We start from the raw sequence: 21,882 nt of genomic DNA on the forward strand, positions 1-21,882 counted from the left end.
GTATCGACGTGAGGCGTGTAAATGGCCTTGTGTTTGCCGCGCAAACGGAGAGCAACTTCGCTGGCTACTCGTCCGAGGACCTTATCGGTCGCGTCAACCACAAACCACTCGTGCACCACGTCAGCGGGTTTGGCGCTGAAAGTTTTGGTCATGAGTTTTCTCTTTTAAAAAGGGAGGGTTTGTCGGGCTCTTTTCTACGGTCGGCGTTCCTCTGATGGGAATCTCTTAGGTAGGATTTCTACTCTGCACACAGCCCGGTCAACAAAGGCCGAGACGATACTGAGAGACTTCGCCGCGGAGCCACAAAAGCGCTGCGAAGCCTGTCATTATACAAATATCCGGGTCGACAGGGTAAAATCGACACATGTTCAGTTATCGCCACGCCTTTCATGCCGGCAACCATGCCGATGTTCTCAAGCACACCGCCTTGATTGCAGTCTTGCGCCACATGACGCAAAAAGACACCGCCCTCAATGTGTTTGACACCCACGCGGGGGCTGGCCTGTACCGACTTGACGGTGACTACGCCCAGACCAGCGGTGAGGCGGCTAATGGCTACCTGAAGCTGGTAGAGGCCTTGGCCAATGCGGCCAAAAACGGCACAGACAAAAATGCGCCACCCACCCACCCGGCACTGCAAGACTATCTTGATCTGGTGGCCAGCTTCAACAAGGGTGTCAGCCACACGGTGTACCCGGGCTCACCCTTCATCATTCACAACTTGCTGCAAGGGCGCGACCGTGACCGACTGAAGCTATTCGAGTTGCACCCGACCGATGCCAAGACCCTGCGCGCCAATATTGCCCAACTGGAAGCGGGCCGTCTGGTCACCGTCGACCAAGAAGACAGTTTCGAAGCCTTGAAGAAGTTTTTGCCGCCACCGTCGCGGCGCGCCCTGGTGCTGTGCGACCCCAGCTACGAGATGAAAACCGACTACGCCCGTGTCGTCGGCATGATGACCGACGCCGTCAAGCGCTTTGCCACCGGTACTTACATGGTGTGGTACCCGATCATTCCGCGCCCCGAGGCCCATGATCTTCCGCGCAAGCTCAAAACCCTGGCGGTGCGTGAAGGGCGTCCGTGGCTCAATGCCACGCTCACCGTCAAATCCAGCAAACTTACCACCGACGACGAAGGCGAGGTGGTGCGTCCGGGCCTGCCAGCCAGCGGGGTGTTTGTGATTAACCCGCCGCACACACTCAAGGCCACACTGGTGGGGGCATTGGGACAAGCTGCCAAGTTTCTGGCGCAGGATAAGAACAAAGCGTTTGAGGTGGAGTCGGGCGGGTAGGGCTCCCCCCACTCATTTTCCGCTCTCTATCCCCCCGCCGGACGAAAGAGGGAGCCAACGGGCAACCTGCTCTGAGGCGTACCACTCGTCTTCCAGCTTTGCGTCGCCCTTCACATAAGCGGCGAGCATGGGGAGTGCATCGAAACCCCAGAAAAGTTTGCCGTCCACCTCAAACGTGGGCACACCGAAGACGCCTTTTTCAATAGCGTCGCCGGTGTTGGTTCTGAGTTGAGCCTTGACGGTCTCACCATTGGGATCGTGCTGAGGCGCGAGCTGTGATGCCAGGGCTTGCAGCCGCGTCACATCTGCTGCATCTGCGCCACCTTGCCAGACATGGCGAAAAATTGATTCACAGACATATCGGCTCACCAAACCGTCACCCCCACACGCCACCGCCAAGCGCAGCAAGCCCAGAGGGTTGAACGGGTGTTGAGCTGGCAACTGCAAATCAACCTGGTGTTGGCGTGCCAGCCAGAGCACTTGCCGGTAGGTCCACTCGCGTTTGCCAGGAATCTCTGCCGGGCCCAATTGTCCGTGGTGCTTGAGTAGCGCAGCAAACAAAATCGGCTTGTAACTGACTCGGTAACTCAGGTCTTGCAGCGCAAGGGGTAGTTTTTCAAACGCCAGATACGCAAAGGGCGAGATGAAGTCCAGGTAACAGTTGATGTGTTTCATGGTGGCGTGCACTTCAAGCAGGTGGCGCAAGCACTGCGTCATCCCGGTCAAGATGCTGCGCAATCCGCGCTTCAATGTCGCCCCAAACCTGGCGCTTGAACACGGCATCGGCATTGCCCCAGGCGCGAATTTCATCGAGGGTGCGCAAGCAACCCTCGCACAGCCCGAGTGCCTCATCCATCTGGCACACCGACATGCAGGGCGAGGGCACAACTGCTTCATCAATTTCGGCTCTAGCCCTTACATCTCGGGCGCTAGCAGCTAGAAAAATCATAGCCTTTTGATTCAATGTCATGGCGCCCCCTGCTCGGCAACATCCACCATGGGCGCACCGGTCAAATGCCGCAGGTCGTCCGGCTGCAACTTGAAGACACCGTGCGGGTGCCCAGCGGCAGCCCAGATCTCATCAAAACGCAGCAAATCGCGGTCAATCAGGGTGATGAGGGGTGTGGCATGCGCTACGGGCGAGACACCGCCAATTGAAAAGCCGGTGCTGGCTTTGACGAAGTCCGCATCAGCCCGTCCGAGCTTTTGGCCTTCGGTACACACCAGCGCCTGCACCTTCTTTTCATCAACCCGGCGGTCACCCGAGGTAATCACCAACACAGCAATCGCATCTGGCTTGCGCTTGAAGATGATGCTTTTGGCAATCTGGCCAAGCTGGATGCCCAGCGCATCGGCCGCCTGCTGCGCGGTTCGGGCCGCATCACTCAGCATCACCGGCGCGTGCGGGTGGCCCTTGTCTTGCAAGGCCCGGGCCACGCGTTGCACGCCTTCTGGCAGGGGCTTGAGTTCCGCGCCGCACATCAGGCGCACCGCTTGTTGAGCACGGCTTTTCCCACGCGGGAGTTGGTTGGCCGCTGGAGAAAATCGCTGATGAACTGACCCGCGTCAATGAGTTTGTCCAGGTCAATGCCAGTCTCGATGCCCATGCCGTGCAGCAGGTAGACCACATCTTCGGTGGCGACGTTTCCGGTGGCACCCTTGGCGTACGGGCAGCCGCCCAAGCCAGCCACGGATGACTGGAAGTTCCACACCCCCATTTGCAGCGCCGCCAAGGTGTTGCTCAGGGCCTGGCCGTAGGTATCGTGAAAGTGTCCGCTGATGTGGTCGATATCGAAATGCGCTAGCGTCGCCTCGATGGCGCGCTGCACTCTCAAAGGCGTGCCCGCCCCAATCGTGTCCGCCACGTCGACCCGTTGCACGCCAATGTCCGCCATCAACCGCGCCAACATGCCCACGCGCTCGGGCGCAATGTCGCCTTCATACGGGCAGCCTACGGTGCAGCTCATGGCACCGCGAACGTTGATGCCGGCGGCACGGGCGGCCGCCACCACCGGGGCAAAACGCTCGATGCTCTCAGCGATGGAGCAATTGATATTCTTCTGGCTGAAGGCCTCGCTGGCCGCGCCAAACACCACGATTTCATCGGGCTGGCAAGCTAACGCGGCCTCAAACCCCTTGAGGTTGGGCGTAAGCACTGAGTAGCGCACGCCACTTTGGCGCGTGACACCCGCCATCACCTCCACGTTATCAGCCATCTGCGGCACCCATTTGGGCGAGACAAAGCTGGTGACCTCGATTTCTTTCAGGCCAGCGGCTTGCAAGCGGTGCACCAGCTCGATCTTGACGGCGGCGGGCACGGTTTGTTTTTCGTTTTGCAGGCCGTCGCGCGGGCCGACATCGACCAATTTGACGCGGGAAGGGTAGTTCATGTGCTGTTTTTCAATCGTTCAATGGGGCGCCGTTCAATAACCGCGCAGGGGGTCAACGATACCGCCAACCGAATGACCACGCTGCAACGCGTCAAGCTTGCCCACGATCTGCGCAATGCTGTCATCACGCAGCGTGCGCGCCGAGGTGTGCGGTGTGATGGTGATTTGGGGTTCGCGCCAAAATGGGTGCGCTGACGGCAGCGGCTCGGTGCGAAACACGTCAAGCAATGCGCCTGCCAAATGCCCGCTGTGGATGAGGGCCAGCAAATCGTCGTCCACCAAATGCGCGCCACGCGCGACGTTGATCACGTAGCCGCCAGGCTGCAGGCGGCTTAAGGTGTCGCGGTTGAGGATGTTGGCCGTGTCGGGCGTGAGCGGCAGCAGGTTCACCAGCACGCGGCTGCTGGCCAGAAAATCATTGAACTGCGCCGCCCCCGCGAAACCGCGCACACCGTCCAGCGCCTTGATGGAGCGGCTCCAGCCATTGACGGAGAACTCAAAATGCGCCAGGGCCTGCGCCACGCGTGCGCCCAGTGCGCCCAGGCCCATCACGCCCACGGGAAAATTGCTGCGCTGGCGCGGTGGGTAAGTCGTCCAATGCCCGTTGCGCACATCTTCGGCATAGGTCTCAAGGTCACGAAAGTGGCGAATCACGGCCTGGCTGACGTATTCCGCCATCTGCACCGCCATGCCCGCATCTTCAAGACGCACCAAGGTGGCCTGAGGCGGCAGGCGCAGTTTCAGCAATGCATCGACCCCGGCGCCGATGTTGAAGATGCCTTTGAGCTGCGGCTGCTCGTCAAAGAATTGTTGCGGCGGCGCCCACACCACGGCGTAGTCGGCAAGTGCATCGCCCGGCTGCCAAACAGACACATTGGCCTGCGGCAACGCGGCGCGCAAGCCCGCCAGCCAGGGCGCGGGATCGGTATTGGAACAACAAAAACTGATGCGAAACGGCGTCATACATGCTTTCAATTCAATAGCTTCTCACGCTTGTTTTATAAGGCTTAGAGGCCAAAATCATCTATAAAATTAAGTTGCGACAGCAGTCAACTTCAGCAACTCGGCCCCCTCCACCACTTGGTCACCCGGTGCATACAGCAGCTCGGCCACCACGCCGTCGATGGGCGCGGCAATGGTGTGCTCCATTTTCATGGCATCCATCACGGCCAGAGTTTGACCCTTGGTGACCATGTCACCCGCCTTGACGGCAAACGACACCACCTTGCCCGGCATGGGCGCGGTCAGACGCCCCCCCTCAGCGGGGGCTTCACCAGCGTGCAATAGCAGGTCAATTGCTATGATTTGCGTAGCTCCTTGCGCAGCGTGGATATGGGCTACTTCACCTTTTCTGTACACATTGACGTGTGCCCGCTGGCCGGCATATTGCAGGTCAATGCCATCTGGCGTGGGGGTAAAGGCCAGCACACCAGCGGTGTCGCCTACTGTGAACGACAACGCGCCGTCGTGCAGATAGGTCAGGCTGGCAGGCACATGTGCGCCGCCAAATTCAAATTCAAAGCGGCGCGTGAACACCCCGTGGCTGCGCCAGCCGTCGGTCTTGCTGAAGGGGTCCGTGCCCTGCGCGGCGCGCTCGTCAAGGAGGGTTTGCGCCACGTCGGCCGCTGCGGCCAGCGCAAGGCCGACACGCTCCTGGTTGAACAACACGGCCGCTTCGCGCGGAATCAGGCCGGTGTCCAAATTGGCTTGCGCGAATGACGGCGACTGCAGCACGTAGCGCAAAAACTGCAGGTTGGTGGTCAGGCCGACGATGTGGGTGGCGGCTAACGCCGTGTCCAGCCGGGCCAGCGCCTGCTCACGCGTGTCGCCATGCACGATAAGTTTGGCCACCATCGAGTCGTAATACGGGCTGATGGTGTCACCCTGGCGCACGCCGTCATCAAAACGCACCGGTTGCGCGTCACGTGCCCGGCCGCCATGCCCAGAATTGACCGGCGGCGCAAACGCCACATGCGCGGGCTTGGCGTAAACCTGCAGGGTGCCGGTGGCGGGCAAAAAGTTGTTGTCGGGGTTTTCGGCACAGATGCGCGCCTCGATGGCGTGGCCAGTGATCTTGAGCTGGTCCTGGCGCAGCGGCAGCGGCTCACCGCTGGCCACGCGCAATTGCCACTCCACCAGATCCTGCCCGGTAATGGCTTCCGTGACCGGGTGCTCCACCTGTAGGCGGGTGTTCATTTCCATGAAGAAAAATTTCATCGAACCGTCTTCGCGTTGCTCCACGATGAACTCCACCGTGCCGGCGCCGACGTAATTCACGACACGGGCAGCAGCCACCGCCGCATCGCCCATTTGGGCGCGCAGCTCGGGGGTCATGCCCGGCGCCGGGGCTTCTTCCAGCACTTTTTGGTGGCGGCGCTGCACCGAGCAATCGCGCTCAAACAGGTACACGTAGTTGCCCAAGGTGTCGCCAAACACCTGAATTTCAATGTGACGCGGGCGCTGCACGTATTTTTCGATCAGCACCGCATCGCTGCCAAAACTGTTGATGGCTTCGCGCTTGCAGCTGGCCAGCGCGTCCAGAAAATCTTGCGAACGCTCGACCGCGCGCATGCCCTTGCCGCCGCCGCCGGCGCTGGCCTTGATCAACACCGGGTAGCCAATTTCGTCGGCTTTCAGGTGCAGCAAGGCCGGGTCTTGGTCCGCCCCGTGGTAGCCAGGTACCAGTGGCACACCGGCCTTCTCCATCAGCTGTTTGGATTCGGCTTTCAGGCCCATCGCCAAGATGGCCGATGCGGGCGGGCCAATAAAGACCAGTCCCGCAGCAACACAGGCCTTGGCAAAGTCTTCGTTTTCGCTCAGGAAGCCGTAGCCGGGGTGCACGGCTTGTGCGCCGGTGGCTTTAGCAGCGTCGATGATGCGTTCCCAGCGCAAGTAGCTGTCTTTGGGCGCGCTACCACCAATGTGCACGGACTCGTCGCAAGCGGCCACGTGTTTGGCAGACGCATCTGAGTCGGAATAAACCGCGACGGTTTTGACGCCCATGCGGCGGGCGGTTGCGGCCACGCGGCATGCGATTTCGCCGCGATTGGCGATCAATATTTTTGTGAACATTCGTGTCTCCATGGCACCATCGCCAAACTATCAATAAATGGGAATCTGACCACGACTAGCCAAGCCAGTTGGGTTTGCGCTTGTTGAGGAACGACTGCACGCCTTCCTTGCCCTCATCGCTGGCGCGGATGCTGGCGATGCCTTGCACCGTGTGGGCGATCAAGGCGGCGTCGATGTCTTTGCCGGCCACGTCAAGCAGCAGGGTTTTGCATTCGCGCACGGCGTTCGGGCTGGCATTGACCAGCGCTTTGGTGATTTCTGCCAGCTTGTCATCAAGTTGATCGGCGCTAACCACCGCGTGCACAAAACCAATGCGCAAAGCCTCGGCGGCATCAAAACGCTCGGCCGTCAAAAAGTAGCGGTGCGCGGCGCGGGCGCCCATGGCGCGGATCACGTATGGGCTGATGGTGGCGGGGTACAGGCCCAGCTTGACTTCGCTCAGGCAGTAGTTGGCGGTGTCGACACTCACAGCCAGGTCACAGGCCGCGACCAGGCCCATGCCACCGGCGTAAACATCGCCCTGGATGCGCGCAACCGTGGGTTTGGGGCAGGTGTAGATCACGAGCAGCATCTCGGCCAGCTGCGCCGCATCCGCCAGGTTTTCAGCATGCGTGTAGTCCGCCATGCGGCGCATCCAGTTCAGATCGGCACCGGCGCAAAAGGCCGGGCCCTCTGCGGCGAGCACGATGGCGCGCACCTGGCTGTCCTGGCCCAGTTGCGTGAAAGCTTGCGTGAGTTCAGCAATCGCCTCGTCGTTGAAGGCGTTGCGGACTTCGGGGCGATTTAAGGTGATCTGGGCCAAATAGCCTTCGGTTTCGATGCGAAGATTACTCATGAAACCGCCTCCTCCTGCAGGAAGTCGACCAAATCCAATTCCGGGCAAGGCAGGCCGAGGGCCGTCAACGCAGCCGAAATCTGCCCACGGTGGTGTGTGCCGTGGTTGAACACATGCGCCAGTGTTGCGGCGAATGGCAGCGTGGCCGACGTGCCACGCACGGTGGTGTAGCTGAGTTCACCATCAAAACGCGCGGCGGGCCAGCCCTCAATCAGCGGCAACCAGTTGGCCGCACCACCTTTGAGCGCCTGCGCCAATCGCTCGCGATCGGGTTCGGCCTCAGTATCAAGCGGCACTTTGGGAGATAGACCCTTGCCAAAACGCGCATACCAGATCAGGTGCTCGCCCACGAGCAAATGGTTCAACGTGCCATGGATGCTCTTGAAGAACAGCCCCACGTCACGTCTGTAGTCGGCCTCCGGCACTGCCTCCACAGCCTTAAGCAGACACTTGGTGGCCCAGACGTTGTAGCGAGCGAAGCAGGAAAAATGGGTGTGTGCATCCATGGGTTTAAGGTTCCTGCAATTACATCCGGAACAGGCCGAATTTCGTCTCGGGTATGGGCGCATTGCGGCTGGCAGACAAGCCCAGTGCCAGCACACGCCGGGTGTCTGCCGGGTCGATGATGCCGTCGTCCCACAACCTGGCGGTGGCAAAGTACGGGTGGCCTTGCACTTCGTATTGGCTTCGAATCGGGGCTTTAAAGGCTTCTTCTTCCGCTGCGGTCCACTGCCCGCCTTTGAGTTCAATGCCGTCGCGGCGCACCGTGGCCAACACGCTGGCTGCTTGCTCACCACCCATCACCGAAATACGGGCATTCGGCCACATCCACAAGAAACGCGGACTGAACGCGCGCCCACACATGCCGTAATTACCCGCGCCAAAGCTGCCGCCAATGATGATGGTGAATTTGGGCACCGCCGCCGTCGCTACCGCTGTGACCATCTTGGCGCCGTTGCGGGCAATGCCTTCGTTCTCGTATTTGCGCCCAACCATGAAGCCGGTGATGTTCTGCAAAAACACCAGCGGGATCTTGCGCTGGCAGCACAACTCGATGAAGTGGGTGCCCTTTAACGCCGATTCGCTGAACAGAATGCCGTTGTTGGCGATGATGCCCACTGGCATGCCCTCAATGCGGGCAAAGCCACAAATCAGCGTGGTGCCAAAACGCGATTTGAACTCGTCAAAGTCCGAGTCATCGACGATGCGGGCAATGATTTCATGCACATCAAACGGTTTGCGGGTGTCGACCGGAATCACCCCATAAAGCTCCTCTGCTGCGTATTTGGGAGCTGCTGGCGCATGATTCGCCTGGGCTAGAGGCTTTTTTTTATATAAGTTCTTGACCGCCGTGCGGGCCAGCGCCAGCGCGTGCATGTCGTTTTGCGCCAGATGGTCCGCCACACCGCTCAAGCGCGTGTGCACGTCACCACCGCCCAGGTCTTCCGCAGTGACGACCTCGCCAGTGGCGGCTTTCACCAACGGTGGGCCACCCAAAAAGATCGTGCCCTGGTTCTTGACAATGATGGCCTCGTCGCTCATGGCCGGCACGTAGGCGCCGCCCGCCGTGCAACTGCCCATGACCACGGCAATTTGTGCAATGCCCTGCGCGCTCATGGTGGCCTGGTTGAAAAAGATGCGGCCAAAGTGGTCGCGATCAGGAAAGACTTCGTCCTGGTTCGGCAAGTTGGCACCGCCCGAGTCCACCAGGTAGATGCAGGGCAGGCAGTTTTGCTGCGCCACTTCCTGCGCGCGCAAGTGTTTTTTGACCGTCATCGGGTAATAGGTGCCGCCTTTGACGGTGGCGTCGTTGCAGACAATCATGCAGTCCACGCCGCTCACGCGGCCAATGCCGGCCACGATGCCCGCACCCGGCGCGCTGTCGGTGCCATCGCGGTCCGGGTACATGCCCATCGCCGCCAAGGGCGAGAGCTCCAGAAAAGGTGTGCCAGGGTCGAGCAGCATTTGCACGCGGTCGCGCGGCAACAGCTTGCCGCGCGCCGTGTGCTTGGCACGGGCAGCGTCGCCACCGCCCATTTCTACCTGCGTGACTTTGGCGTTCAGGTCATCTACCAGGGCGCGCATGGCGGCGGCGTTGGCCTGAAAATCGGCAGAGCGGGCGTTGAGTTTTGTATCTAGCGCGGGCATGGCGTTCTTTCTGTGTGTCGGGTGTGGCGTGAATCGTCTGCGCCATTGTGAATGGCCTGAGCATAGAACGACAAGCTGGTTTGTACCGGCCACCAAGGTTGCAAATTGCGCCATGAATAGGCACACTCAGGCGTTTCAGCACCACCCCACCCCATGCTGCGTCCGCAAAGCCCCTCCCCACCCGTGCCAGACCCGTTGTTGGCGACCCCTGGCGCAGCCATGCGGCATGAAGGCAGCGCAGCGGTCACACCCATCGCGTTTGTCAATGCCATCGTCAGCGCCTACGCCAAACACGGCAAAGATCCGGCCAACGCCCTTGAGCTGGCACAAATTGCGCCAGACCTTCTTGCCGATACGGCCGCATGCATAACCGCTGCGCAGATGGAACGCATCTCTGGTGCAGCCATGGAGGAGCTGGACGACGAAGCCCTGGGCTGGTTCAGTCGCCGCCTGCCCTGGGGCAGCTACGGCATGCTGGCGCGGGCAAGCATCAGCGCGCCCAATTTGGGTGTGGCGCTCCAGCGCTGGTGCCGCCACCATGGTCTGATTGCGGATGACATCACGCTGACACTCCACACGTCGGGCTCTACCGCCACGCTGGCCATCACCGAACACCGCGACCTGCAAACGCTGCGTGAGTTTTGCCTGGTGTCGGTGCTGCGCAACTTCCTCGGTGTCGCCTGCTGGCTGGTGGACTCTCGCATACCGCTCACGGGCGCGCGGTTTCCGTTTGCCGCGCCAGCGCATCATGGCGCTTATTCAGTACTTTTTTCGGCGCCAGCCCAATACTCACAAGCGCAAGCAGCTATTGATTTTGATGCAATTTATTTGGCTCTGCCGCTACGTCGCGACGAGACAGCCCTGCGCCAGATGCTCAAACGCGCCCTGCCACTGACCGTGCTGCAGTACCGGCGCGACCGCTTGCTGGTGCAGCGCGTGCGTCAGGCGCTGACAGCCCATCCTGCCGACACCCACAGCGCGGATGACCTGGCGGCGCTGCTCAACATGTCTGCCCGCACCCTGCACCGACAGCTGAAAGATGAAGGCGCATCGCTGCAAGCGCTGAAAGACGAGGTGCGCCAAGCCAGGGCGATCGACCTGCTGCTGCGCACCAACCGCCCGATCAAGCAGGTGGCCGAGGCGGCGGGGTTTCAGAATGAGAAGAGTTTCATGCGGGCGTTTCGGGGCTGGACGGGGCAGTCGCCTGCGGAGTTCAGGCGCGAAGGCTTCATCAACTCGTCGCCAGTAGCGCCGGAAAATCTGCCATCTGACTGAACAGCTGTGTCGCCCCCGCCTGCAACAAAGCCGCACCAGCTTCAGGCCGTGGGCAATAGGCCCACACCGTGGCGCCCGCAGCTACCCCGGCGGTGACTCCCACCGTGGTGTCCTCAATCACCAAACACCGACTTCCCGGCACAGCCAGATGCCGGGCGGCCGCCAGGTACACATCAGGCGCGGGTTTGGAGCGTGGCATTTCGTGGCCACTGAACACCCGGTCCTCAAAAAACCCCATCAGCCCGACCTTCGTCAGCACCATCTCTACCTTGAAACGATCCGCACCAGAGGCGCAGGCGATGCGCCCCTGAGCATGGGAATGAGCGGCCTGCACGGCGGCATGCGCACTCGGAATAATTTGCACATCTGCCATCAACACCTCGTTGCGCCGCTGGTAAAAGCTTTGCAACCAGTCGTCGGTGAGCGGCTGGCCGGTGCGCCTCTCAATTTCAGCGCGCTCCTGGCGCACGGTTTTACCCACAAAGGAGGTCATGCATTCGGCCAGCGTCATGCGCCAGCCGCGCTCGTCCAACATGTCACGCAGCACCTGGTTGGTCATCGGCTCACTGTCAACCAGCACACCATCACAATCAAACAAAATGGCTTTAAATTTCATAGCTAGTTACGCTTTTTCAATATGGGCTAGAGGCCAATTTGTTATAAATAATTTAAACCTGGTTGAAATGCTAATGCGAACGATTCAGGGCGAGCGGGCATTAAAAACCAATCTCATGTGCACTACCCCTTGGGGTGTCGATGCGCTTTGTGCGCCTCGTAGGTTTCCACTGGCGCGCCCTGTTTGCCCCAGGCCGTGAAGCCACCGTCGATGTGCGCCACGTTGGTCATGCCCATGTCTTGCAGTGCCTTGGCGGCCAACGCACTGCGCCAGCCAGCACCACAAAACAGCACAAACTCTTTGCTGTCATCGCCAAAGACCGTCTTGTAATAGGGCGAGGCGGGGTCCACCCAAAACTCCAACATGCCGCGCGGGGCGTTAAAGCAGCCCGGCACCGTGCCTTCGCGCTCCAGTTCACGCACGTCGCGAATGTCCACAATCTGCATCTGGGCGTCAGCCATGCGCGCCTTGACCTCGTCCACCGAATAGGTCTTGACTTGGGCCATGGCCTCGGCCACCAGCACGTTGATACCTTTGGTAATTGCCATGAGATGTCTCCTTGTAAAAATTGATTTGCTTTTCGTTGACCAAAATCACTTGCGCCAGAACTGTGGCACAAACAGCACCATCACCGCCAGCAACTCAAGACGACCCAGCAGCATGGCCAGGGTGCAAATCCAGGTTTGAAAGTCAGTCAACACCCCAAAATTGCCAGCTGGCCCGACCAGCCCCAGCCCGGGGCCGATGTTGTTCACTGTGGCCACCACCGCAGAAAACGCAGTGATGATGTCCAGGCCCGAGAGCAGCATCAGCATGGTCAGCCCGATGGTGCTGGCGCCGTAGATCAGCATGAAGGCCATCACCGCGGCAATCACGGTGGCGGGAATGGTGGCCCGCCCCATGGTGACCGGGTTCACCACACGCGGGTGAATGGCCCGCACCAGTTCGCGGCGCGACTGCTTGATGAGCAACACCATGCGCACCATCTTGATGCCACCGCCAGTCGACCCCGCGCAGGACACAAAGGTGCCCAAAAACATCAACCAGACCGGCGCAAACACCGGCCACATGGCGTAGTCAACCGAGGCATAACCGGTGGTGGTGGCCAGCGACACCACATGAAACGCCGCCATACGCAGGGCGTCCAGCGGTTGCTCAACCGCACCATGCGCCAGCAGCACAATCGTCAAGCCAATGGATGAGGCAAACAAGGTCACGACATAGGCGCGCACCTCAGCGTCGCGCACCAAAGACCGTGGGGAGCGTGTGCGCCACAAAATGAAATAACGCGCAAAGCTGATGCCAGAAAGCGCCATGAAGACCATCGCCACCAGCTCCAAGTCAGGCGAATTCCAGAAGCCAAAACTGGCGTCGTGCGACGAAAAACCGCCCAAGCCCATGGTGCTGCACATGTGCATGAAGGCATCGGCCCAGCTCATGCCCGCATAGTGGTAGGCCAGCATGCAGGCCACCGAGAACACAAAATAGACGCTCCACAGCCCACGTGCGGTTTCGGCAATGCGTGGGGTCAGTCGGGCATCTTTCATGGGGCCGGGGGTCTCTGCCTTGTAGAGTTGTACGCCGCCCAGACCCAGCAGTGGCAGCACTGCCACCACCAGCAGCATCACGCCCAGACCACCAATCAGCTGCAAAAAACAGCGCCACACATTCACGGATACGGGCAGCGCGTCCAGGCCAGAAAGCGCCGTGGCGCCAGTGGCAGTGAGGCCGCTCATTGCTTCAAAATAGGCATCGGTGAAGCTCAAGCCATCAATGGCCAGCATGAGCGGCACGGCTGAAAAAGCTGGCAACACCGTCCACACCAAGTTGACCAGCAAGAACCCATCACGCGGCAGCAGTTCGCGGAGATAACGCGAGGTGGCCAGCCACACGACCAGCCCGACCCCTGAGGTCAGGGCCATGCCGTGCAGCCAGACATCCATATGCGCGGCCCCGTCATGTGACCAGGCCCAGCCCATGGGCACCAAAAACAAAAACGAGTAGCCCACCATGATGCGGGCCAGAATATTCAAAACCGGGGCGATGCTGGACATGCGCGCTTTCAGAAAAAGTTGGCACTGACCTGGAACAGCTTTTCCACCGCCTTCAGCAGCCGTTTGTTCGGAATGAAGATAACAATGTGGTCGCCCGCCTGAATCACCAGGTTGTGGTGCGGCATCAACACCTCACATTGGCGACCCTCACCGCGCACCACCACGCCAAAACGCGCGCCATCCGGCAACTTGATCTGATCCACACGCCGCCCCACCAATTGCGACGACTTGGCATCGCCGCGCGCCACACCTTCAAGCGCCTCGGCCTCGCCGCGGCGCAGGCTGTGCACTGCCGCCAGTGCACCGCGGCGCACGTGGATCAACAGCTCACCAATGACGGTTTGGGCTGGTGAGATGGTGATGTCAATGGTGCTGCCTTGCATCATTTCGGCATAGATTCGCCGGTTGATCAGGGCTATCACCCGCTTGGCACCCAGGCGTTTGGCGAGCATGGCCGACAGAATGTTGTCCTCATCGTCATTGGTCAGCGAAATGAACAAATCCATGTTGTTCACACTCTCTTCCATCAGCAGCTTTTCGTCGGCCGAGTCGCCTTCGAGCACCAGCATCTCGGCAGGCAGCTCACCGGCCAGATATTTGCAACGCTTGCGATCGCGCTCAATGATCTTCACCTGGCACTGCCCCACCAAGCTTCGTGCCAAGCGCAAGCCGACCTTGCCACCGCCGGCAATCATCACGCGACGCACAGGTTGGTCATTGTTGTGTATGGCGCGCAGCACATCGCGAATTTTTTGCTTGTCGGCCACAACAAACACCTCGTCACCCGGCAACACGCGGGTGTCTGCCGCCAAGGGCACCTCGGCCTCTTGCCGGTAGACCGCCACCACACGCATCTCGGCCCAGGGGAACAGGTCGCGAAACTCACGAATGGTGTGGTTCACCAGGGCACTGCCCTCAGACGCCCGCATGGCGATCAGGTGCGCCCGCTGGCGCGAAAACTCCAGCACCTGCAAGGCCTCAGGGTATTCAATGAGCTGGTGGATGTAGTGCGTCACCGACTCTTCAGGGCAGATCACATGACTGACCCCAAAGCCAGTCTTGCTCAGCAACTCGCCGCCTTCGACAAATTCGGGCGAGCGCAGGCGCGCCACGGTAATCTGAATGCCAAACACGTCATGCGCCACTTTGCAGGCGGTCAGGTTGGTTTCGTCAAGTGCGGCGCAAGCCACAAATAAGTCAGCATCTTCAGCGCCGGCACGCCGCAGCACCGATGGCTGAATGCCATTGCCCGGCACACCCCGCAGGTCAAGCCGGTCTTCCAGGTCACGCAGCAACTCGGGGTCGGGGTCAATCAGGGTGATGTCGTTTTGCTCGGAAACCAGGCTCTCGGCGACGCTCTCGCCAACGCGCCCGGCTCCCAAAATGATGATTCGCATAAACAAGGCCTTTAAGTGGGCGAATCATAGCTGCGGTATTTTTGCATCCCACCGTTGTACGGGGCTTGCAGCCACACCGTTTGGCCACTCTTGCCCAGCCGGGTCAAACTCAATCACGGCCTGAATGCGATTAATCGCCGCAATCAATGCGGTCTGCTCATGATGCACAGGTTTTCCATTGGGCCTGCTGGTCGTTAACAGTGTCAACCATCCCGTTTGAAAAAAGGGATGGCCAAAAGAGCCTGCCGACGCCTCAGACCAAGGCCCGCTGAATGATGATCTTCTGTACGTCGCTCGTGCCCTCGTAAATCTGGCACACACGCACGTCGCGGTAAATACGCTCAACGGGAAAGTCGCTCACATAACCATAACCGCCCAGGGTCTGGATGGCGGCGCTGCACACTTCTTCGGCCATTTCACTGGCAAATAGCTTGGCCATGGCGGCTTCCTTCAAGCACGGTCTGCCGGCATCCCTTAGCGAAGCGGCGTGCCAGATGAGTTGCCGGGCGGCTTCCAGCTTGGTCGCACATTCCGCCAGCCTAAAACCCACCGCCTGGTGGTTGAAGATGGCTGTGCCAAAACTCTGGCGATCTTTTGAATAAGCCAGTGCCACCTCAAATGCGCTGCGCGCCATGCCCACGCTTTGGGCGGCAATGCCAATGCGTCCGCCCTCCAGGCCGCCCAAGGCAATGCCATAACCTTCACCCTCTTTGCCGATCAGGTTTTCTGCGGGAATGCGGCAATTGTCAAAGTTGATTTGCGCGGTGTCGCTGCTGTGCTGGCCCAGTTTGTCTTCCAGGCGCGCCACCACATAACCTGGAGCCTTGGTGGGCACCAAAAACGCGCTCATGCCACGCTTGCCCGCGCCCTTGTCGGTCACGGCAATGACGATGGTCACGTCGCCATTTTTGCCGCTGGTGATGAACTGCTTGACGCCGTTGATCACATACTCGTCACCCTGGCGCACCGCCGTGGTTCGTAAGCTGGACGCGTCACTGCCCACATGCGGCTCGGTCAGGCAAAAAGCCCCCAGCATCTGGCCTTGGGCCAACGGCTCCAGCCACTGCTTCTTTTGCGCAGCGTTGCCAAATTTCATCAAGATGGCGTTCACCGGGCAGTTGGTGACGCTGATCACGGTGCTGGTGCCGCCATCACCCGCCGCGATTTCTTCCAAAACAAGGGCCAGCGTGAGGTAGTCCAGGCCGGCACCGCCCTGCTCTTCAGGCACGCAAATGCCATAAGCACCGAGCGCGGCCAGGCCTTTGTGCACGTCTTTGGGAAAGGTGTGGGACTTGTCCCATTGAGCGGCATGAGGCCAAATTTCGGCTTGTGCAAAGCTGCGCACCGCGTCGCGAACCATTTCCTGGTCTTGGGTTAACAACATGTGGCGTTCCTTTGGGTAAATGGCTGGCAGGCGACAAACAGGGTTCAGGCCCGCGAGTCAAACTGCAAAATGGCATGTGCTATGGCTTCCAGCGGCATGATGTCATCTACCGCTTGCAACTTGATGGCTTCCTTGGGCATGCCAAACACCACGCAGGTTTCTTCGTTTTGGGCAATGCAGCGTGCGCCTAAGTCATGCATGGTTTTCATGCCGCGTGCGCCATCGTCGCCCATGCCGGTCATGATGATGGCCAGCGCGTCGCGCCCGGCACATTCAGCGGCCGACTTGAACAACACGTCTACCGACGGCTTGTGTCGATTCACCGGCGGGCCGTCCATCACCTTCACGTAATACAGGCCGTTGGACTTGGAGAGCTGCATGTGCAGGCCACCGGGCGCAATCAAGGCCACACCGCGTTCCAGTCGGTCGCCGTCTTTCGCCTCGCGCACATTCATGGCGCAAATGCCGTCCAGCCGCTGGGCATACATGGCGGTAAATTTCTCCGGCATGTGCTGGGTGATGGCAATGCCGGGGGCATCAGCCGGCAGACTGGTCAGCACCAGCTCCAACGCTTGCGTGCCGCCGGTAGAGCTGCCAATGACCACCGGTTTGTTCATGGCGAAGGCATGTACGCCACTCAATACCGAGGGCCTATTTTGTATGGTATTTTGGGCTGTAGCCCCCGTTAATGCTGCGCGAGTAGCTATTGAATGAATAGCGCCTCTCGCCCGTGGCTTGGAGCGCGCAGCCGTTTTTAGCGTCTGAATCATCTCGTGGCGCGAGTCATCCAGATGCTGTTTTAAGCCGAGCTTGGGCTTGGCCAGCACCGCCACAGCACCGGCGCTCAGGGCATCCAGCGCCACACGGCTGCCTTCGGTAGACAGCGTGGAGCAAATCACCGTTGGGATGGGGTTGCTGGCCATGATCTGGCGCAGAAAAGTCAGGCCGTCCATGCCAGGCATTTCAATGTCTAGCAGCAGCACGTCTGGCGGATTTTTGCGCATCATCTCCATCGCAAGCAGCGGGTTGGGCGCGCTGCCAACCAGCGTCACCTCGGCGTTGCCTGCCAGCATGTGTGCCAACGCTTGGCGCACCACGGCAGAGTCATCCACCACAAACACTTTAACGACCATTTTTTATCCTTAACCAGAAAATACGGTTTCAACCAACGGCTCACCCGCGCCAACTGTCCACACCAGCTTGCGATATCCCGTGCCACCCAAGTCCTCCTTGAGCACAGTTATTTTGTGATGCTCAAGGTAACCCATCACCCAGTCAATGTTATTCAAGCCCACATGGTGGTGCGTGACCAATTGCGGAAACATGTTGCCCCCGCCCACCACATAGGCTTGGCAGCTGCGCGGCGCAAAGCCTATGGCAAACAGACGGCGCGTCATCTCTGCCATGGCCACTGAGCCAAACGCCGTGTTGTGTTGATTGGCTGCATTGGGGTGCCCGGCGTGAACAATATGGCACATGACACCTACGGTGCGGCGCGGGTCGGTCAGGATCACGCTGACACACGAGCCCAACAGGGTTTTCAGCTGATCTCCGGCATATCCCAGCGCCACATCGCCCGGCATGAGCTCAAAAACTGCCACTTAGGCCACCTTGCGAAAGGCACCCGGCTGCACGGTTTGCAAAGGCGTTTTACAGGCCACCCTGCCCTCTGCGGTGCCCAAAAAGAACAAACCGCCTGGCTTCAAGGTGGCCAGCACGCGGTCCACCACTTCAATCTTGGTGGGAATGTCAAAGTAAATCAACACGTTGCGCAAAAAGATCACGTCAAACGGGCCGATACCGTCTATTGGCTTGCACAAATTCAGCTGACCAAACTGCACCCGTTGGCGAATCTTGTCCTGAACCAGCACCTGGCCTTCAGACTCGCCGTCGCCGCGCAAGCAGTAGCGTTTGAGCCGCTCCGGGCTCACGGCGCGGAGCCGGTCTGCCGGGTAAATGGCCTCTTTCGCACTGAGCAACACGCGATGGCTGATGTCGGTGGCCAAAATCGACCAGTCTGCGCCAATGCGGCCCTGGGTTTGCAGGTCGGTAAACAACATGGCGGTGCTGTAGGCCTCGTCACCAAAGCTTGAGGCCGCACTCCAGACGGCCAGCGGCGCTTTGCTGCGCCGCTCGGTCAGCTCTTTTTCAAGCAGCTCATAGTGCTTGGGCTCGCGAAAAAAATACGTCTCATTGGTGGTCAACATGTCCACCGCCATCTGGAACTCAGCTGCTTGCGACTCGTCTTCCAGAATGGCGATGTAGTCACCAAAACTCTCCAGCCCCATGCGCTGAATGCGCGGCGCCAAGCGCGACTGGATCAATGACTTCTTGGAGTCGTTGAACGACAAGCCAGCCGCCGCATACATGATGTCGCTGATGCGCTTGAATTCTTTGTCACTGAAGGTGATGGTGGCCACACAGGGCTTTCGTTGTTAATAGGGTTTGAAATTACCACCCGCGCGGCTGGGTCGCATCAGTTTAGGTGCTTCGTTAGGTGCCAATGTGCTGCCACGGCGCTCGGGCGCAGCCAATGCATGGCGGTCTCGCACCGGGGCATGGCCTGCGCCGGTGTTAAAGAATGCAATGCTTTGCTGCAGTTGCTCGGCCTGGCCCGAGAGCTCTTCGCTGGTGGCCGCCAGTTCTTCACTGGCACTGGCGTTTTGCTGTGTGGCTTTGCTCAACTGCCCCATGGCGCCGCCAATTTGGGTGACCGATTCGCTTTGCTCTGAGCTGGCGGCGGCAATTTCCTGCACCAGCTCGCTGGTTTTCTGGATGCTGGGCACGATTTCATCGAGCAGTTTGCCAGCACGCTCTGCTGTGGTCACGCTGTTGCTTGCGAGTTCGCCAATTTCTTTGGCCGCTTCCTGGCTGCGCTCGGCGAGTTTGCGCACCTCTGCTGCTACCACGGCAAAGCCTTTGCCGTGTTCTCCGGCGCGCGCGGCTTCAATGGCGGCATTCAGGGCCAGCAAATTTGTTTGGTAGGCAATGTCGTCCACGATACCGATCTTGGCGGCGATTTGTTTCATGGCCTTGACGGTTTGGCTCACCGCTTGGCCGCCGTCAACCGCCTCTTTGGTTGTTTTGGTGGCCATGCCGTCGGTGACGCGGGCGTTATCGCTGTTTTGGGTGATGGAGGCACTCATCACGTCAATGCTGGCCGTGGTTTCTTCCACGCTGGCGGCTTGTTCACTGGCAGCCTGACTCAAACTTTGAGCCGTGGCTGAGACCTGGTTGGCTGCGCCGGTCAGGGCATCTGCGGCACCGCGCACCTCTTCAATCACACGTGTCAGGTTGTCACTGGAGGCGTTGACACTGTCTTTGACCTTGCCGAACAAACCCTGGTAGTCGCGCGTGATGCGCGGGGTGAGATCGCCTTCGGCTACCGCCAGCATCACCCGTGCCACGTCACCCAAGCCCTGCTCACTTGTTTCCACGAGTTGATTCATGCCAGCAGAAACTTTGGCGAAGAAGCCGGTTTTATTGTCCAGACGCAGGCGACCGCTGAAGTCGCCTTGCGTGGCGGCATTAACCATGGCATCGAGCTCATCTTCTGAGGCGATTTCGTCAGTGCGGTCCAGCCATTGGGTGATGCGGCCAATGGGCTCACCGGCGCTGTTGTGTACGGGGCGCGCCAGCAGGCGCAGTTGCCGGCCCTGGATGGTCATGTCGACGGTGTCGCCGGAGCGAACGGCTTGGTCAAATTTGCTGGCGTCAGCCGGGTTCTTGAACAGACTTGAGAGTTTGTTGCCGTAAAACTGGTCGGCATCAAACGTGCTACCGCCAAAAATTTTGAGTAATTCTTTGGCCGGTGGCGTGGCGTGCACCAGCAGGGCTTGGGCATTGGAAACGGTGACACAGACCGGCAGGCTGTCCAGACTGAGGCGGATGCGTTCGTTGAAGGCGGCCGCAGTTGCGGCGGTTTTCATGGCCGCTTGCACTTGGTCAATGGCTTCGGTAATGCGGGCTTTTTGGCCCGGCAGGCGGTCCATTTGCACGTCCAAGTTGCCCGCCGTGTAAGCACCAACCACTTCCACCACCTTCAACTTCACAGCTATGTGGGCTTGCACCAAAGTGTTGATGGACTGCGCCATCTCAGCATACGCACCAGGCAAGCCCTGGCTGGACATTTTGAAGTCCAATGCGCCGGCTTCATGCTGGTGCGCCAACGCTGTTTGCGCTGACTGGAATTGGCCCAGGACAGCTTGCATGTTGCTCAAAGCCCTGAGGACTTGCGCCGCCTCATCACGACCCACAGGCAGTTCAGGCGGGTCAGACAAATCCCCCTCGGCAATTTTTTGCAGGTGCCGATTCACTTGTTGCAGGCCACCGCTGGTGACCCGGAAAAAGCAGTAAAACAAATAGGCGGCCAGCAGCAGCGCCGCCAAACCGACACCGCCAGCCAGCACCAAGCGCTGTTGCATCGCCGCATGACGGGCAAGAAGTAGCGCATCCAGCGCATTCAACCCCTTGTCATAAAACGACTGCAAGCGCACCACGGCTACTTGTCCCTTGTCAAAAAACTGGGCCGCTGTCAACGCCTTCTGGCTCAGTAGGGTTTGCGGGTCTTTGGCCAGTGTTTGAAACGCCTGCACATCGTCCCAGATGGCCATGTCCAACTTATCCTTGAGTGATGCATTCGCCGCAAATGAGCGCTGCAGATAACTGCGGGCCTGGGTAATGCCATTGCTCACACCGGCCGCCCATACGGCGTAACGTTTTTCCTCAGCCACAGACAAACCGGGTTTGGCCAATGCAAACGTGCCCCACCCCCAGAGCTGGCCCAGGTCTTCGGCCAGACCGGGCAGGGTCAGCGCCATGGTGTTGATCATGTAAAAACTGTCCACATCCGGATCAAGCACCAGGTTGGAGTTGTCACCCAAAAGCACCAGAAGTGCCGCGACCGATTGGCTCACCGGCCCAAAAACGGTTCTGCCATCTTTGTCGGCGCCGTTGTCCACCTTGGCCGTAGCCTCCCAGGCGGTTTTGAGCTTGTCAAATTCTGCTTTGACCCTGAGTTCGTCCCCGGAACTGGCAATGAACTTGTCAAAGCCTAACAATGCCGCATCGGTCTCGGCTCGGGCCGCCCGGTAAGCAGCCTGCCCGTCAAAGCCGCCTAATGTGGCGCGCGTGGCGTTACGGGTTTTAAGCACTGCCGTGTAAACCGGCACAAACTGCCGCAAAGCCACCACACCCACGCGCTCCTGCGCGGTAAAGGCCATCTGGTCCCGCTGGCCGCTGGCAAAGAAATAGCCAAACAGCACAATGGGCAACAGAAACATCAGACAGATGAGCCCAGCCTTGCCTGCAAATTGCAAATTGCCCATCAGGCGCATGCCTGGTGCCCAAAGACCAAATGGACGCGATGCCTCAGCCATGGGGCTAACTCGATCTGTCATAAACACTCCCTTAAAAAACGA

The 21,882-nt window shown here is 59.7% G+C and carries 21 protein-coding genes; 2 read left to right on the forward strand and 19 right to left on the reverse strand.

Going from position 1 to position 21,882, the window contains the following annotated elements:
- The coding region (locus PHQ58_RS13900; RefSeq protein WP_300112034.1) for an uL13 family ribosomal protein at positions 1-152 on the reverse strand (152 nt) is incomplete at its 3' end.
- Between the two features lie 212 nt (positions 153-364).
- Between PHQ58_RS13900 and PHQ58_RS13905 the strand changes: the two genes are divergently transcribed.
- On the forward strand, positions 365-1,291 hold the full coding sequence (locus tag PHQ58_RS13905; RefSeq protein ID WP_300111892.1) for a 23S rRNA (adenine(2030)-N(6))-methyltransferase RlmJ: 927 nt from the start codon (positions 365-367) through the stop codon (positions 1,289-1,291).
- Positions 1,292-1,303: 12 nt separating this feature from the next.
- Here the strand turns inward: PHQ58_RS13905 and PHQ58_RS13910 are convergent, their stop codons facing one another.
- From PHQ58_RS13910 to PHQ58_RS13950, 9 genes are all read right to left on the reverse strand, one after another.
- Entirely contained in the window at positions 1,304-1,966 is a 663-nt protein-coding gene (locus tag PHQ58_RS13910) for a 2-hydroxychromene-2-carboxylate isomerase (protein WP_300111894.1), read from the reverse strand.
- Between the two features lie 13 nt (positions 1,967-1,979).
- Positions 1,980-2,255 carry a DUF1289 domain-containing protein gene (locus tag PHQ58_RS13915; RefSeq protein ID WP_300112036.1) on the reverse strand — a complete coding sequence of 92 codons (276 nt, stop codon included), beginning with the start codon at positions 2,253-2,255 and terminating at the stop codon, positions 1,980-1,982.
- 2 nt (positions 2,256-2,257) lie between these two features.
- Entirely contained in the window at positions 2,258-2,773 is a 516-nt protein-coding gene (locus tag PHQ58_RS13920; protein WP_300111896.1) for a YbaK/EbsC family protein, read from the reverse strand.
- A complete protein-coding gene (locus PHQ58_RS13925; RefSeq protein WP_300111898.1) occupies positions 2,773-3,681 on the reverse strand; it encodes a hydroxymethylglutaryl-CoA lyase in 909 nt (302 codons plus the stop codon). Before PHQ58_RS13925 ends, PHQ58_RS13920 begins: the two co-directional genes overlap by 1 nt.
- A 33-nt stretch (positions 3,682-3,714) precedes the next feature.
- Positions 3,715-4,644, reverse strand: coding sequence for a glyoxylate/hydroxypyruvate reductase A (locus PHQ58_RS13930; protein WP_300111900.1), 930 nt, complete (start codon positions 4,642-4,644; stop codon positions 3,715-3,717).
- Positions 4,645-4,713: 69 nt separating this feature from the next.
- Complete coding sequence (locus tag PHQ58_RS13935) at positions 4,714-6,753, reverse strand: acetyl/propionyl/methylcrotonyl-CoA carboxylase subunit alpha (protein ID WP_300111902.1); 2,040 nt, start codon at positions 6,751-6,753, stop codon at positions 4,714-4,716.
- Between the two features lie 55 nt (positions 6,754-6,808).
- On the reverse strand, positions 6,809-7,588 hold the full coding sequence (locus PHQ58_RS13940; protein ID WP_300111904.1) for an enoyl-CoA hydratase/isomerase family protein: 780 nt from the start codon (positions 7,586-7,588) through the stop codon (positions 6,809-6,811).
- Entirely contained in the window at positions 7,585-8,094 is a 510-nt protein-coding gene (locus PHQ58_RS13945; protein ID WP_300111906.1) for a DinB family protein, read from the reverse strand. The genes PHQ58_RS13940 and PHQ58_RS13945 overlap by 4 nt, the downstream gene beginning before the upstream one ends.
- Before the next feature lie 19 nt (positions 8,095-8,113).
- Positions 8,114-9,736, reverse strand: coding sequence for a carboxyl transferase domain-containing protein (locus tag PHQ58_RS13950; protein WP_300111908.1), 1,623 nt, complete (start codon positions 9,734-9,736; stop codon positions 8,114-8,116).
- Positions 9,737-9,955: 219 nt separating this feature from the next.
- Between PHQ58_RS13950 and PHQ58_RS13955 the strand changes: the two genes are divergently transcribed.
- Positions 9,956-11,011 carry an AraC family transcriptional regulator gene (locus PHQ58_RS13955; RefSeq protein ID WP_300112038.1) on the forward strand — a complete coding sequence of 352 codons (1,056 nt, stop codon included), beginning with the start codon at positions 9,956-9,958 and terminating at the stop codon, positions 11,009-11,011.
- Here PHQ58_RS13955 and PHQ58_RS13960 read toward each other — a convergent pair.
- From PHQ58_RS13960 to PHQ58_RS23650, 9 genes are all read right to left on the reverse strand, one after another.
- Positions 10,968-11,627, reverse strand: coding sequence for an HAD family phosphatase (locus PHQ58_RS13960; protein WP_300111910.1), 660 nt, complete (start codon positions 11,625-11,627; stop codon positions 10,968-10,970). The two genes, PHQ58_RS13955 and PHQ58_RS13960, sit on opposite strands and share 44 nt — an antisense overlap.
- Before the next feature lie 122 nt (positions 11,628-11,749).
- The gene (locus PHQ58_RS13965; protein ID WP_300111912.1) at positions 11,750-12,175 is read right to left on the reverse strand and encodes a rhodanese-like domain-containing protein; all 426 of its coding nucleotides are present in this window, start codon (positions 12,173-12,175) and stop codon (positions 11,750-11,752) included.
- Positions 12,176-12,220: 45 nt separating this feature from the next.
- Entirely contained in the window at positions 12,221-13,681 is a 1,461-nt protein-coding gene (locus PHQ58_RS13970; RefSeq protein WP_300111914.1) for a TrkH family potassium uptake protein, read from the reverse strand.
- An 8-nt stretch (positions 13,682-13,689) separates the two neighbouring features.
- Positions 13,690-15,078 carry a Trk system potassium transporter TrkA gene (trkA, locus tag PHQ58_RS13975; protein WP_300111917.1) on the reverse strand — a complete coding sequence of 463 codons (1,389 nt, stop codon included), beginning with the start codon at positions 15,076-15,078 and terminating at the stop codon, positions 13,690-13,692.
- A gap of 253 nt (positions 15,079-15,331) precedes the next feature.
- Positions 15,332-16,462, reverse strand: coding sequence for an acyl-CoA dehydrogenase family protein (locus tag PHQ58_RS13980; RefSeq protein WP_300111919.1), 1,131 nt, complete (start codon positions 16,460-16,462; stop codon positions 15,332-15,334).
- Positions 16,463-16,506: 44 nt separating this feature from the next.
- Positions 16,507-17,595 carry a chemotaxis response regulator protein-glutamate methylesterase gene (locus PHQ58_RS13985; RefSeq protein ID WP_300111921.1) on the reverse strand — a complete coding sequence of 363 codons (1,089 nt, stop codon included), beginning with the start codon at positions 17,593-17,595 and terminating at the stop codon, positions 16,507-16,509.
- Between the two features lie 9 nt (positions 17,596-17,604).
- Positions 17,605-18,063 (reverse strand): chemotaxis protein CheD, encoded by a 459-nt coding sequence (locus PHQ58_RS13990; RefSeq protein ID WP_300111923.1) that lies wholly within the window; start codon positions 18,061-18,063, stop codon positions 17,605-17,607.
- Positions 18,064-18,882 (reverse strand): CheR family methyltransferase, encoded by an 819-nt coding sequence (locus PHQ58_RS13995; protein ID WP_300111924.1) that lies wholly within the window; start codon positions 18,880-18,882, stop codon positions 18,064-18,066.
- Between the two features lie 15 nt (positions 18,883-18,897).
- Positions 18,898-21,861 (reverse strand): methyl-accepting chemotaxis protein, encoded by a 2,964-nt coding sequence (locus PHQ58_RS23650; protein ID WP_367187325.1) that lies wholly within the window; start codon positions 21,859-21,861, stop codon positions 18,898-18,900.
- Between the last annotated feature and the right edge of the window lie 21 nt (positions 21,862-21,882).

This window comes from Rhodoferax sp., from assembly GCF_028688795.1.
Classification (GTDB): domain Bacteria; phylum Pseudomonadota; class Gammaproteobacteria; order Burkholderiales; family Burkholderiaceae_C; genus Rhodoferax.

Coding starts and splice junctions, on each gene's coding strand:
- PHQ58_RS13935 (WP_300111902.1), bottom strand. CDS start 6,753: ATGTTCACAAAAATATTGATCGCCAATCGCGGCGAAATCGCATGCCGC.
- PHQ58_RS13950 (WP_300111908.1), bottom strand. CDS start 9,736: ATGCCCGCGCTAGATACAAAACTCAACGCCCGCTCTGCCGATTTTCAG.
- PHQ58_RS13910 (WP_300111894.1), bottom strand. CDS start 1,966: ATGAAACACATCAACTGTTACCTGGACTTCATCTCGCCCTTTGCGTAT.
- trkA (WP_300111917.1), bottom strand. CDS start 15,078: ATGCGAATCATCATTTTGGGAGCCGGGCGCGTTGGCGAGAGCGTCGCC.
- PHQ58_RS13940 (WP_300111904.1), bottom strand. CDS start 7,588: ATGAGTAATCTTCGCATCGAAACCGAAGGCTATTTGGCCCAGATCACC.
- PHQ58_RS13905 (WP_300111892.1), top strand. CDS start 365: ATGTTCAGTTATCGCCACGCCTTTCATGCCGGCAACCATGCCGATGTT.
- PHQ58_RS13925 (WP_300111898.1), bottom strand. CDS start 3,681: ATGAACTACCCTTCCCGCGTCAAATTGGTCGATGTCGGCCCGCGCGAC.
- PHQ58_RS13920 (WP_300111896.1), bottom strand. CDS start 2,773: ATGTGCGGCGCGGAACTCAAGCCCCTGCCAGAAGGCGTGCAACGCGTG.
- PHQ58_RS13945 (WP_300111906.1), bottom strand. CDS start 8,094: ATGGATGCACACACCCATTTTTCCTGCTTCGCTCGCTACAACGTCTGG.
- PHQ58_RS23650 (WP_367187325.1), bottom strand. CDS start 21,861: ATGACAGATCGAGTTAGCCCCATGGCTGAGGCATCGCGTCCATTTGGT.
- PHQ58_RS13960 (WP_300111910.1), bottom strand. CDS start 11,627: ATGAAATTTAAAGCCATTTTGTTTGATTGTGATGGTGTGCTGGTTGAC.
- PHQ58_RS13955 (WP_300112038.1), top strand. CDS start 9,956: ATGCGGCATGAAGGCAGCGCAGCGGTCACACCCATCGCGTTTGTCAAT.
- PHQ58_RS13970 (WP_300111914.1), bottom strand. CDS start 13,681: ATGTCCAGCATCGCCCCGGTTTTGAATATTCTGGCCCGCATCATGGTG.
- PHQ58_RS13965 (WP_300111912.1), bottom strand. CDS start 12,175: ATGGCAATTACCAAAGGTATCAACGTGCTGGTGGCCGAGGCCATGGCC.
- PHQ58_RS13985 (WP_300111921.1), bottom strand. CDS start 17,595: ATGGTCGTTAAAGTGTTTGTGGTGGATGACTCTGCCGTGGTGCGCCAA.
- PHQ58_RS13980 (WP_300111919.1), bottom strand. CDS start 16,462: ATGTTGTTAACCCAAGACCAGGAAATGGTTCGCGACGCGGTGCGCAGC.
- PHQ58_RS13930 (WP_300111900.1), bottom strand. CDS start 4,644: ATGACGCCGTTTCGCATCAGTTTTTGTTGTTCCAATACCGATCCCGCG.